Raw genomic sequence first — 12,816 nt, 5'->3', positions numbered from 1 at the left:
ACACCTGGCTACCTCGGTGCCAGGAATCCGACGGGCCCTGGGGATATACACACCGACAGTGCCGAGGTGTTCGCCCGCACGGAGATCTCCTGGCCGGCGCCGGGCAGCCGCACGAACACGCGGTTCAGCCCGGGGCGCACGGGCACCTTGGTCTCGGGCCCCTCGGGCAGCGACATCGTCAGCGACCCGTCGCTGTTGGCGAGGTAGTTGATCTCGGCGGTCCAGTCCGCAGGCAGCAGTGGCCCGTCGAGCGGCATGACGACGGGGGCGTCGGGTTGCACGAGGAACCCGCACCGCGGCTCCGGCCCCTCGACAATGGTGCGTACCCACGTCACCTTCGCGTCGACCAGCGTGCCGGTCCGGTCGAACATTCGTAAATCGGTTGTGGCCGAGGCAAATTCGGGACGCGGGTGAGCGAGGGCGAACATGTGGCTGGCCAGGTTCTCCGGCCAGGCCACGCGCTGCAGGATCAACGGATCGACTTCCTGATCCAGCAGCGGTGCGTCGGACGTCGCGGCCAGGCTCGCGCGCGCATTGTTCAAGTAGGACGGAACTGGGCTGTCGCGCCACACCCGCAGGAACGTCGCCGTCGAATAGAGGCTGCTGGCCACGAACAACACGGCCACGCCGACTGCCGCGAAAGTCCGCCTACGCGACGCCGAGAACCGCGCGGACCGATTCGGCGCGCAGAACCCGACGGCCATCAAAATCGCCAGCACCATCACCAGATCGGGCAGATAGCGCAGCGTCTGCGCGAGCTCGAGCGCGGTGAACCGCGACGAACGCATGAGATAGATAGGTATCTGGCAGGCGATCGCGTAGCCGGCGGCCACCGCGAGCACGGGCCAGATCCGCGACTTGCGGACGAGCACCACCGCGACTGCGACGGCCAGACACACCCACCCCAGCACCATCACGGCAACCGGCGGCGTCGCCCACGGCGAGGCAGGCGCCCACCGCTGCCACGACCACGGCCCACCGACCAACCCGGGCACGATGCCGTGGGTCACCGACCGGCTCAACAGATCCCACGTCATGGCGACGTCGAAACTCCAGCGCTTCTGGTCGACGACGACGAGGTACACCCCGATCCATGCGACTGTCAGCGCAAGACACGCGACCCACAATCGCAGGCCGCGCCGCCACACGTCGGCGAGGCCGAACGTCGACGTGACATAACCCAACAGCGCCACGACCGCGAACGCGACGAACGGGATCACCGCGGCCTTCTCGAAGAACAACAACCCGCCGAAGTACACCAGCACACCGAAAACCGCATGACGCGGACGTCCGGTGCGCACGAGCAGCACAGCCTCGCCACACACCCAGGCCAGCGCGGCCAGCATGGGCAGTGAATTCAGCGCGGCCGCCCACCACGCGAACCCGGGGACCCCCAACGGCGTGAACAACGCGAACGTGAGCGGCACCAGCAGCACCGGGCGCCAGCCGAGGATCACCCACAGCACCCGCAGCAGCGCCAGCGAGACCAGCAGTTGGAGCACGATCAGGCTCAGCGCCGCCCAGACCCACGAGAACGGCGCCAGCCGGGTGATCGCACCGGACACCAGGAACGCCGCGGGCATGACGTGGCCGTCGTGATCGTCGAACAGGAATGACGGCGAGAACAGACTCTGGGTTCCGGCCCGGCCGATCAGGATGAGGTCGTCCCAGTAGAAATAGCCACCGAAGGCCAGCACTGCCCGGACCACCAGTTGCAGCGCGATCAGCGCAGCGGCGGTACGGGCAACCCAGTTCACTCTTGCCGACTGTACGGACAAAGGTGCGCCACAGCCGCCGTCGGTATGGTGTGCCCGTGCGAACACTGGTGACAGGAGCCGCAGGCTTCATCGGATCGGCCCTGGTGGATCGGCTGCTGGCCGACGGGCACAGCGTCGTCGGACTCGACGACCTCAGCACGGGCCGCGTCGACAACCTCAGCGACGCCGACAACGACAAGAACTTCGAGTTCGTCAAGGCCGACATCGTCGATGCCGATCTGATCGGACTGCTCGCCGAGATCAAGCCCGAGGTGGTGTTTCACCTGGCCGCTCAGATCTCGGTGAAGCGCTCGGTGGACGATCCGCAGCTCGACGCCACGGTCAACGTGGTCGGCACGGTGCGGCTGGCCGAGGCGGCCCGCCAGACCGGTGTCCGCAAGGTGGTGCACACGTCGTCGGGCGGCTCGGTCTACGGCACCCCGCCGGCCTATCCGACCAGCGAGGACGTCCCCACCGATCCGGCTTCGCCGTACGCGGCGAGCAAGGTCGCAGGCGAGGTGTACCTCAACATGTTCCGCAACCTTTACAACCTCGACTGCTCGCACATCGCGCCGGCCAACGTCTACGGCCCGCGCCAGGATCCGCACGGTGAGGCCGGCGTCGTCGCGATCTTCGCGCAGGCGCTGCTGGCCGGGCGGCCCACGAAGATCTTCGGCGACGGCAGCGACACCCGCGACTACGTGTACGTCGACGACGTCGTGGATGCGTTCGTGAAAGCCTCCGGAACCGAAGGCGGGGGACAGCGCTTCAACGTCGGCACCGGCGTGGAAACCTCGGTGCGTCAATTGCATTCGGCCATTGCCAAGGCGGTCGGCGCTGCGGACGAGCCGGAGTTCTACCCGCCGCGGCTGGGCGACCTGCGGCGATCGAAGCTCGACATCAGTCGTGCCCGCACCGTGCTGGGCTGGGAGCCGGCTGTCGAGCTGGCCGGCGGTGTCGAGAAGACGGTTGATTTCTTCCGCAACAACCCTCGATAGAAAAGATTGTGAGTACTCACTTTCTGCGCTAGCGTGGCGGCAACCGAACAGGGAGGTTCGCCATGTCCTATGACGTCATCGTCCGTAACGGGCTCTGGTTCGACGGGACTGGCAAGCCGCCGCAGGTCCGCACGCTGGGCATTCGCGACGGCGTCGTCGCCGCGGTGTCGGCGAAGCCCCTGGATGAGACCGGGTGCCCGGAGGTGCTCGACGCCTCGGGCAAGTGGGTGATCCCCGGCTTCATCGACGTACACACGCACTACGACGCCGAGATCCTGCTCGACCCGGGCCTGCGCGAATCTGTGCGGCACGGTGTCACGACGGTGTTGCTGGGCATGTGCTCGCTGTCGACGGTCTACGCCGACACCGAGGACGCCGCCGACCTGTTCAGCCGCGTCGAAGCGGTGCCACGTCAGTACGTGCTCGGTGCCCTGCAGCAACACAAGACCTGGTCGAACCCTGCCGAATATGTGAAGACCATCGACGAGTTGCCGCTCGGGCCCAACATCGCGTCGTTGCTCGGACATTCAGACTTGCGGGCCTCGGTGCTCGGTCTGGACCGCGCGACGACGCGGGGTGTGACGCCGACCGACGCCGAACTCGAGGCAATGGCCCAGAAACTCGACGAAGCCCTCGACGCCGGAATGCTCGGCATGTCGGGGATGGACGCCGCGATCGACAAACTCGACGGCGACCGCTTCCGCTCGCGAGCCCTGCCGTCGACGTTCGCCACCTGGCGCGAACGCAGGCGGCTCATCAAAGTCCTGCGCAAGCGCGGCCGCATGCTGCAGAGCGCACCCAACGTCGCCAAAGCGCAAGAGGCACTGAACTTCTTCTTGGAGAGCAGCGGATGGTTCGGCCGCCGCCGCGGGGTGAAGATGAGCCTGCTCGTGTCGGCCGACGCCAAGTCCTCGCCGGGCGCGGTGCATGTGCTCGGGCCGGGCACGCGCCTGCTCAACCGGATCCTCAACGCCAAAGTGCGTTTTCAGCATCTGCCGGTTCCGTTCGTCCTGTACTCGGACGGCATCGATCTGCCGGTGTTCGAGGAGTTCGGTGCCGGGACGGCCGCACTGCACCTGCGCGATCAACTCGAGCGCAACAAGCTGCTGGCCGACCCCGAGTACCGCCGCCGGTTCCGCCGCTCGTTCGACCGCCGCAAGCTCGGACCGACGTTGTGGCACCGCGACTTCCACGACGCGACGATCGTCGAGTGCCCCGACACGACACTGATCGGCAAGAGCTTCGGCCAGATCGCCGACGAGCGCGGCATCCACCCGCTCGACGCCTTCCTCGACGTGCTCGTCGACAACGGCGAGCGCAACGTCCGCTGGACCACGATCGTCGCCAACCACCGGCCGAGGCAGCTCGACAAGCTCGCCAAGGAACCGTCGGTGCACATGGGATTCTCGGATGCCGGTGCGCACCTTCGGAACATGGCGTTCTACAACTATGCGCTGCGGCTGCTCAAGCGGGTCCGCGACGCGCAGCTGGCCGGGCGGCCGTTCCTCACCACCGAACGCGCCGTGCACCGGTTGACGGCCGAGGTCGCCGACTGGTTCGGCGTCGACGCCGGCACCCTGCGCGAAGGTGACCGGGCCGACTTCGTGGTGATCGACCCGAAGGGCCTCAACGACGACGTGGACGCGTATCACGAAGAGACCGTGCCGTTCTACGGCGGCCTGAGCCGGATGGTCAACCGCAACGACGAGGCCATCGTCGCGACGGCCGTGAACGGCGCGGTGGTATTCCGCAACGGTGAGTTCCGCGACGGCTACGGTGAGACCGTGAAGTCGGGTCGGTACCTGCGTGCGGGCTCCGACACGCGCGTGAAAACGCCTGTCTGACATGGCCAGAACGCAACAGCAGCGTCGGGAGGAGACTGTCGCGCGCTTGCTCGACGCGAGCATCGACACGATCATCGATGTCGGGTACGCGAAAGCCTCGGCAGCCGTCATCGCCAAGCGCGCGAGGGTCTCCGACGGTGCGCTGTTCCGGCATTTCCCCACGATGGGCGACTTCATGGCGGCCACCGGTCGCGAGGTGATGCGCCGTCAGCTCGAGCTGTTCACCAAGCGGGTCACCGAGATACCCGCCGAGCAGCCCGCACTCGAGGCGGTGCTGACGATCCTGCGCGATGTCACCGGCAATGACACCAACACCGTGATGTATGAACTGATGGTGGCGGCGCGCACCGACGAGAAGCTCAAGGCCTCCCTGCGCGACATGCTCGGCGAGTACGCGACCAGTATCTACGAAACCGCCAGGACCGTACCGGGTTCCGAGCAGTTCCCCGAGGACGCGTTCACCGCGGCGGTCGCCATCCTGATCAACACGTTCGACGGTGCGGCGATCGTGCGGTCGGTGTTGCCGCAACCCGAACTGGAAGGTCCGCGCATCGCGTTGCTGACGGCGTTGCTCAGCCGTTAGCGCGGCTGCTCCTCGCCGGGCACCCGGACGTTCTGCAACGCCACCGCGCGGGCCAGCTGCGCGTAACGCAGCTCGATGTCCTTGAACCGCACGTAGGTGCTCAGGGTCGTGAAGGCGAACGCGATGATCAGCACGTACTCCATGAGATCCGTACCACGGTCCACGCCAAGCCAATTCGCGAGAACGGTGGTGTCGTCGGGCCGCAGGATCGCATAGATCCCGGCGACGACGAACAGCACGTAACCGACTTTCACCCACGCCTTGGTGCGTGCGCTGGTGCGCGACCGCAACAGATATGCCAGCAACACCAGCACCGAGACGATCAAAAGCGCCTGGATCCAGTTCATCGCGTCAGCCTCCTGCGCAACAGCCCGTCGAAGACGATGTTGACCCCGTTGAGCAGCGGCTGCCCCTTCGACTTCGAATAGTTGGTGTAGAGGATCTCCACGGGCTCTTCGGCCACCCGCCAACGGTTTTCGTATGCCAGGGAGATGAACTCCCCGGCATGGCTCATGCCGTTCATGGTGAGGTCGAGTTCGTCGGCGACCTTACGGTTGAATACCCGCAGGCCGTTGTGGGCATCGGTCAGGCCGAGCTTGCGACTCTGCGGGCTCAAAAACGCCGCGGTGCGCAGGATGATTCGCTTGAGCGGCGGGATGTGGGCGACCACACCGGCGAACCGGGTGCCGACCACCAGATCGACGTCGTCCGCGCCGAGCCGGTCGATCATCCGCACGAGATCTTTGACCTGGTGCTGCCCGTCGGCGTCGAATGTGGCAAATACCTGGGCGCCGGGCCGGCTCCTGGCGTAGGCGACCCCGGTCTGGATCGCGGCGCCCTGCCCGAGATTGACCGGATGTGTCACGACGTAGGCGCCGGCGCTCAGCGCGCGGTCGGCGGTGGCATCGTGGCTGCCGTCGTCGACGCATACGACGTTGGCGAAGATCGAGCGAACGTCAGCGATGACGTCGCCGATGATCCCCGCCTCGTTGTAGGCGGGGATGACGATCCAAACGTCGTGGTAACGCGTGTCGATGGCCCATAACGTACACCCCTATTCCTGGGACAATCTGGCAAGTGCCCCCAGGTGTACGGCGATGCCGACCAACGGCCCGCACATCAGCGCCACCACCGTGCGTGTCTCCAGGTCCAGCGGTAACAGCAACAGCCCCACCGCGATGACGGTCGCGATGACCCAGCCGAGTGCGTATGCCCGGTGCAGGGCGGCCGCGACCGCGGCGGCACCCGTCAAGGTGAGCATCGCGATGGCCACGGCGGCTGCGGTGAGCCAGGCCAGCAGGGCGCCGTCGGCCCGGTACTCGTCGCCGAACCCCACTCTCAGCAACCATGGGCCGACCAGGCCGGCGGCCACCACACCGACAGCGCCAAGCGCGGCGACCACCGCTGCGGGCCCCAGCAGCGCCCGCAGCCGGGCGCTGCGCTGGTCGACGAAGTGCGCGATCAGGTTGCCCTGCATCGCGGTCAACGGCACCAGCAGGGGAGCGCGGGTGAGCGTCACGGCCAGGATGATCACACCGCCGGCCGCGCCGAGGTCGGCCGAGGTGGCCTTCAACAGCACGGGAAACCCCATGACCAAGATGGCGCTCGCACCAGCGGCCGCGATCGAGTGTGCGGCACCCCGCAGGAACACCGCGGCGCCACCCGCGGTGACGAGCTGTGCCGCCATCCGTGCGGCCCGTGACGCGATCAGCATGATGAGCCACGACGCGGCACCGGCCACCGTCGCCCACAGGAACCCGACCAGACCCCAGCCCAGCACGAACGTGGCCGCCGCGACGGCCACGCGGATCGCGGCGTCGGTGACCATGAGTGCTCCGTACTCGGTCCACCGGTTGACGCCTGCGAGCATGCCGAGAAGCGTGGCGTGCAGACAGAACCCGGCCAGCCCGATGCTGAGCAGCGCGACGCTCAGCGTTTGCGACTCGGCGAACACGTGCGCGCCCCACAGCGGCGAAGAGCCCGCGATAACCAGAGCCGCGACGACGCCGACCATCGCGGCCACGCGCATGGGATGCGTCCGTGGTGAGGTGGTGAGATCGACATGTCGAGCCGACCGAACCTCGCGGGTGGCTTCCTGCAGCAGCCCGTTGGCGGCGCCGGTGACCAGCCCGAACGCACCCCAGAAGACGCCGAACACCGAGAAGCCTTCCGGTTCCAGGTTGCGGGCCGCCAGGTACAGCACCGCGTAGCCGCAGATCGCGGTGATGGCGGTCGCGACGCCGACGCGGGCGACGCTGCTGCGGGTGACCGGTCCTCGCGATGAGCCGCTTGCGCGAAGAGGGTCGAATGGCGCAGGCGGGCCGCCGCCGTCGGTCACAGCGGCGGCAGCGCTTTCGAGTACAGCCACGCCTGCCACAGTGGCTGCAGCGACTCACGGGTGTAGCCAGCGGCCAGGCCGGTGAAATCGTCGGTGAACGCCGTGCTGTGCCGGTAGCGCGTGGTCCAATCCTTCAGCAGCGCAAAGAAACTCTTGTCGCCGATGCTCGTGCGCAGCACATGCAGGGTCAGCGCGCCGCGCTTGTAGACGCGGTCGTCGAACATGTCGCGCGGCCCCGGATCGGCCAGCACCAGATTCTGCGGCAGGTCACGCAGCCCTTCGTGGTAGCGGCGTGCCCAGTCGGCCGCGCTGGGGCCGCCGCTGTTCTCCGACCACAGCCATTCGGCGTAACAGGCGAAACCCTCGTGCAACCAGATGTCGCGCCAGCGCCGCGCGGTCACGGAGTTGCCGAACCACTGGTGGGCGAGTTCGTGGGCGATCAGCCGCTCGGCGCTGCGGTGCCCGTCGCAGTGGTTGGCGCCGAAGATCGAGATGCCCTGGGCTTCAAGGGGTATCTCGAGATCATCGTCCGTCACCACCACGGTGTACCCGTTGGACAGCGGATACGGGCCGAAAAGCTTGACGAAAAGTTTCATCATCTGCGGTTGCCGGCCGAAGTCGTGGTCGAAGTCGCGGCGCAACCTGGGCGGCACCGCGCCGTGCATCGGCACCGGCGATTTGGTCATCCGGTGCATCTCGTACATGCCGATCTGCAAGGTGATGAGATAGGTCGACGTCGGCTCGGGTTGCTCGTAGGTCCACACGGTGTGGCCCGCCCGCACCTTGCGGGATACGAGCTCGCCGTTGGCAAGTGCGAGGTAGGGACTGTCGGTGCTGATCTGGATGCGGTAGCTGGCTTTGGAGCTGGGATGGTCGTCGCAGGGAAACCACGACGCCGCGCCGTTGGGCTGTCCGGCCACCAGGGCGCCGTTCGACAGTTCCTCGAAACCGACCTCTCCCCAATGAGATCGGATAGGGCGCGGAACACCGCTGTAGCGCACGACGATGGTCATGGCAGCCCCCGCAGGCAGTGCGGTGGACAGCGCGATCGACAGCTTGCCGCCCGAACATCGGAACTGCGCGGGCCTGCGGCCGTTCACCGAGACCTTCGAAACGGTCAGCGCGTCGGACAGATCCAGCGTGAACGTGCGCAGCGCGGCCAGCGTCACCGCCGTGATGGTTGCCGATCCGGCCAGCCGGTTGATGGCCACCTTGTACTCGAGGTCGAGTTCATACCGGGACACCCGGTAGCCGAAATTGCCGTTGCCAGGCAGATACGGGTCGATGACGGGAGCCCGGAATGCTTTCTTGGCGGCCTTCTTCGATCTCGTCACGCGGCGGTTTCTTCTGTCGTCTTCTTTCTCCTACCGTCTGCCGCGCGCTTCTTGCCGAACATGTTCCACGGCGCGATCGGGTTACCCTGCCAGCGGGTCGACGGCGGTACCTCGTCGCCGCGCATCACCAGCGAGCCCGGACCGACGGTCGCCCCGGCGCCCAGCCGAGCTGCGGGTAGCGCGACGCAATGCGGTCCCAATGTCGAACCTTCCTCCAGCACAACGCTGTCCATCCGCATGATGCGGTCGTGGAACAGGTGGGTCTGCACCACGCAGCCGCGGTTGACGGTGGCGCCGGTGCCGAGTGTCACCAGATCTGCCTCCGGCAGCCAGTAGGTTTCGCACCATACTCCGCGGCCGATCGATGCGCCCAGCCCCCGCAGCCACAGGTTCATCACCGGGGTGCCGCTCGCGGCGCGCGCGAACCACGGCGCGGCGACGGTCTCGACGAACGTGTCCGAGACCTCGTTGCGCCACACGAACGACGACCACAGCGGGTGCTCGACCGCGCGAATCCGCCCGATCACCAACCATTTCGCGATCACGGCGATGGTCCCGGCGACCGCGCCCGCGGCCAAGAGAACCACGCCGCTGGCCAAGGCCGTCCACAGATAACCGAACCGGAGGGCCAGCGCCTGGATTGCGCCGAGCACCGCGATACCGATCCCGAACGTCACGATCACCGGGATCAGCCGGCAGGTTTCCACGGCCGACCGCAGGACCTTGAGCCGCGTGGAAGGGTGGAACGTGCGCAGGGCGTCGGCGGCGGTGGCGTTGCGGCGCAACCGCACCGGCGGGCTGCCCAGCCAGGACGACCCGGCCTTGGCCTTGTGCGGTGTCGCCGACAGCACGGCGACCAGGCCGTCGTCGGGAACCTTGCGGCCGGGCTGGGTGATGCCCGAGTTGCCGAGGAACGCGCGCTTGCCGATGGTCGCCTTCGCGACGTGGATCCAGCCGCCGCCCAACTCGTACGACGCCACCATGGTGTCGTCGGCCAGGAACGCGCCGTCCTGCACCTCGGTGAACTTCGGCGTGAACAGTGCCGTCGAAATCTCGGTGCCCTTACCGACTTTCGCCCCGAGCAGGCGCAGCCACCACGGTGTGAGCAGGCTGGCGTAAATCGGGAACAGGTAGTTGCGTGCGGCGTCCATCAGGCGTTCGGTGGCCCACAACTGCCATCCGACGCGGCTGCGCACCGGGTGATAGCCCTCGGACAGACCGAACGACAGCACCCGCACGCCGATCACCGTCAGCCCGGCATAAACCACCAGCGCCGCTATCGCCGCAACAGGCGTCCACGCCAGCGCGGGCACGATCGCGTCGGCGGCCGACGCGGTGTCGTGAACACCCCATCCGATCACCGCCAGGCCGGCCGCCAATCCGACCAGCGGCAGGCTGCCGAGCAAGATCGAGGTCAGGCCGTAGATCGCGACCCACAACGGCGCGCGCCGCGGCCGGTGGTCGGGCCATGGATGGCGCGCCTTGCCGGACTTCACCGCGGGCGAGCCCTTCCAGTACTGGCCGTTCTTGACCTTCCCCACGACCGCTGAACCGGGCGCGACGTCGGCGTTCTTGCCGACGATGGCCCCGGGCAACAGTGTGGTGCGCGCACCGATCGTGGCGTCGTTGCCGATCGACACGGGGCCGACGTGGAACAGGTCGCCGTCGATCCAGTGCCCGGTGAGATCCACCTCGGGCTCGACCGACGAGCGATGGCCGATCTTGAGCATGCCGGTCACGGGTGGTGCCGAATGCAGGTCGACGCCTTTGCCGACGGTATTGCCCAGGGCGCGGGCGTAGTACACCATCCACGGCGCACCGGCCAGGTTCTCTGCGCCGCTGGCGTCGGCCAGTCGTTCGGCGAACCACACCCGCAGGTGCACCGGGCCGCCGCGGCGATACGTGCCGGGTTGCAGGCCGCTCAGCAGCATCCTGGCGAACAGCACCGCGATGCCCATCCGGCCAAGCGGGGTGATGAAGATAAGGAAGCCGCCCAGCAGCCACCACCAGTTGACGGGGTGAGCCCACGGCAGCACGCCGAGCCAGGCGGCCACGTTGTTGAGCAGCGCCAGCCAGATCACCCACTGCACACCCGTCAGGGTGGCAAGCGGCAGAGACAGCGCGACCTGGGCGGCCTGGGTGAGCCACGGCGTCGGCTTGACCTCGCGGGTCTCCACCTGAGGCGGCGGCTTGAGCTCGTCGAGGTAGCCGGCCAGCGAACCCAGCCGTGGATGGTCGTAGAGATCGGCCACGGTGACCTGCGGATACTTCTGACGCAATGCGGCGACGAGTTGTGCCGCCGACAGCGAGCCGCCGCCGAGTGCGATGAAGTCGGCCTCCGGCCCGTCGACGGGCGTGCCGAGTACGTCGCGCCACAATCCGGCGAGCCAGCCGAGGGTGCCGCCGAGTTCGGGGGCGTCTTGCTCGGTCTCGCCGGGCGGGGGCCAGGGCAGCGCGTTGCGATCGACCTTGCCCGACGTGCGCGTGGGCAGTTCCTCCAGCAGCACCAGCCGGGGTACGAGCGCGGCCGGCAGCGACTCGGACAGCGCGGCCCGCGCCGCCGCCAGGTCGAACGACGGGTCGGTGCTCGCGATGTAGCCGACCAGCAGCGGGGTGCCGCTCGCGGTCTTGCGAACTGCGGCCGCACCGCCGCTCACACCGGGCAGGTGTACGAGCGCGTTGTCGACCTCGCCCAACTCGATGCGGCGGCCACCGACCTTGACCTGGTCGTCGGCGCGGCCCTGGAAGTAAAGGCCGTCGGCCTCGAGCCGGACGAGGTCACCACTGCGGTAGGCGCGGCTCCAGCCCAGCGTGGGCATCGGGGCGTACTTCTCGGCGTCCTTGTCCGCGTCGAGGTAGCGCGCCAGGCCCACGCCGCCGATCACGAGCTCGCCGACCTCGCCGATGGCGACGGGACGGCTCTCCTTGTCGACGACGGCCAGGTCCCAGCCGGCGAGCGGCAGCCCGATGCTGACGGGCCCCTGCCCGTCCAGCCTGGCCGCGCACGCGACGACGGTCGCCTCGGTCGGCCCGTAGGTGTTCCACACCTCGCGCCCGTCGACGGCGAGCCGCTGCGCGAGTTCGGGCGGGCAGGCCTCGCCGCCGAAGATCAGCAGCCGGACCGCCTCGAGTGCTTCCGCAGGCCACAGCGCGGCCAGCGTCGGCACCGTTGACACCACCGTGATGTCGCGGCTGACCAGCCACGGGCCGAGGTCCATGCCGCTGCGCACCAGCGACCGGGGCGCGGGCACCAGGCAGGCGCCGTGGCGCCAGGCCAGCCACATCTCCTCGCACGACGCGTCGAACGCGACCGAAAGGCCGGCCAGCACCCGGTCGCCGGGGCCGATCGGACTGTCCTGCAAGAACATTCGCGCTTCGGCGTCGACGAATGCGGCCGCGCTGCGGTGGGTCACCGCGACACCCTTCGGTGTCCCCGTCGACCCCGAGGTGAAGATGATCCAGGCGTCGTCGCGGCCAAGCGGTGCGGCGGCCCGCCAGCCCCGCGAGGAGCCGGGCCCGCGGATCAGGCCCGCCTCGGTGATGACGCCGACCACATTCGCTTCCCGGAACACGAGCTCGGCGCGCTCGTCGGGATCGTCGGCGTCCACCGGCACGTAAGCCGCCCCGGTCGCCAACGCGGACAGGATCGCGACGTAGAGCGCGTAACTGCCCGACGGCATCCGGATGCCGATCCGGTCGCCGCGTCCGATGCCGCGCGCGGCCAGCCACGCGACGCTGTCTTCGACGTCGGCGATCAACTCGGCGTAGGTCAGTTGCACGGTGCCGTCGTCGAGCGCGGGCGCGTCCGGGAAACTGCGCGCCGTCTCGTAGAGGATGTCCACGAGGGTGCGGGGCGGTGGCGCCATCGGTGAAAGCACGTATTGAGCGGGGATCTCGTGCCCGCGATCTGAGTCGTCCGGTGCTGTCACGGGTACAAACTACTAAGCCTGCGTCGCGGGAGC

General features: G+C 68.1%; 8 protein-coding genes and 1 pseudogene. 3 read left to right on the top strand and 6 right to left on the bottom strand.

What is annotated here, in order from left to right:
* Nucleotides 1-8 precede the first annotated feature (8 nt).
* Nucleotides 9-1,757, bottom strand: a complete 1,749-nt coding sequence (locus ACRCUN_RS24325) for a hypothetical protein (protein ID WP_462144174.1) — start codon at nucleotides 1,755-1,757, stop codon at nucleotides 9-11.
* Nucleotides 1,758-1,813: 56 nt separating this feature from the next.
* On the opposite strand from ACRCUN_RS24325, the gene ACRCUN_RS24320 reads away from it, so the two are divergent.
* The 3 genes and pseudogenes from ACRCUN_RS24320 (at nucleotide 1,814) to ACRCUN_RS24310 (ending at nucleotide 5,182) form a co-directional block, all read left to right on the top strand.
* Nucleotides 1,814-2,755, top strand: a complete 942-nt coding sequence (locus ACRCUN_RS24320; protein ID WP_462144173.1) for a GDP-mannose 4,6-dehydratase — start codon at nucleotides 1,814-1,816, stop codon at nucleotides 2,753-2,755.
* A pseudogene (locus ACRCUN_RS24315) lies at nucleotides 2,730-4,599 on the top strand (N-acyl-D-amino-acid deacylase family protein). The gene ACRCUN_RS24320 and the pseudogene ACRCUN_RS24315 overlap by 26 nt, the downstream one beginning before the upstream one ends.
* Before the next feature lies 1 nt (nucleotide 4,600).
* Nucleotides 4,601-5,182 carry a TetR/AcrR family transcriptional regulator gene (locus ACRCUN_RS24310; RefSeq protein ID WP_462144172.1) on the top strand — a complete coding sequence of 194 codons (582 nt, stop codon included), beginning with the start codon at nucleotides 4,601-4,603 and terminating at the stop codon, nucleotides 5,180-5,182.
* Here the strand turns inward: ACRCUN_RS24310 and ACRCUN_RS24305 are convergent.
* The 5 genes from ACRCUN_RS24305 to ACRCUN_RS24285 are packed head-to-tail and all read right to left on the bottom strand — an operon-like array spanning nucleotide 5,179 to nucleotide 12,720.
* Nucleotides 5,179-5,529, bottom strand: a complete 351-nt coding sequence (locus ACRCUN_RS24305) for a DUF2304 domain-containing protein (protein WP_462144171.1) — start codon at nucleotides 5,527-5,529, stop codon at nucleotides 5,179-5,181. The genes ACRCUN_RS24310 and ACRCUN_RS24305 overlap by 4 nt on opposite strands.
* Nucleotides 5,526-6,218, bottom strand: coding sequence for a polyprenyl-phospho-N-acetylgalactosaminyl synthase PpgS (locus tag ACRCUN_RS24300; RefSeq protein ID WP_462144219.1), 693 nt, complete (start codon nucleotides 6,216-6,218; stop codon nucleotides 5,526-5,528). The genes ACRCUN_RS24305 and ACRCUN_RS24300 overlap by 4 nt, the downstream gene beginning before the upstream one ends.
* A gap of 18 nt (nucleotides 6,219-6,236) precedes the next feature.
* Nucleotides 6,237-7,520 carry a hypothetical protein gene (locus ACRCUN_RS24295; protein WP_462144218.1) on the bottom strand — a complete coding sequence of 428 codons (1,284 nt, stop codon included), beginning with the start codon at nucleotides 7,518-7,520 and terminating at the stop codon, nucleotides 6,237-6,239.
* Nucleotides 7,517-8,854, bottom strand: coding sequence for a M1 family metallopeptidase (locus ACRCUN_RS24290; RefSeq protein ID WP_462144170.1), 1,338 nt, complete (start codon nucleotides 8,852-8,854; stop codon nucleotides 7,517-7,519). Before ACRCUN_RS24290 ends, ACRCUN_RS24295 begins: the two co-directional genes overlap by 4 nt.
* Nucleotides 8,851-12,720 carry a Pls/PosA family non-ribosomal peptide synthetase gene (locus ACRCUN_RS24285; protein WP_462144217.1) on the bottom strand — a complete coding sequence of 1,290 codons (3,870 nt, stop codon included), beginning with the start codon at nucleotides 12,718-12,720 and terminating at the stop codon, nucleotides 8,851-8,853. Before ACRCUN_RS24285 ends, ACRCUN_RS24290 begins: the two co-directional genes overlap by 4 nt.
* Between the last annotated feature and the right edge of the window lie 96 nt (nucleotides 12,721-12,816).

The organism is Mycobacterium venezuelense (assembly GCF_054919535.1).
This window is presented reverse-complemented; position numbering and strand designations above follow the sequence as displayed.

Bases quoted from the DNA above. Each gene is read 5' to 3' on its own strand.
- ACRCUN_RS24310 (WP_462144172.1), top strand. From the start codon at position 4,601: ATGGCCAGAACGCAACAGCAGCGTCGGGAGGAGACTGTCGCGCGCTTG.
- ACRCUN_RS24305 (WP_462144171.1), bottom strand. From the start codon at position 5,529: ATGAACTGGATCCAGGCGCTTTTGATCGTCTCGGTGCTGGTGTTGCTG.
- ACRCUN_RS24285 (WP_462144217.1), bottom strand. From the start codon at position 12,720: ATGGCGCCACCGCCCCGCACCCTCGTGGACATCCTCTACGAGACGGCG.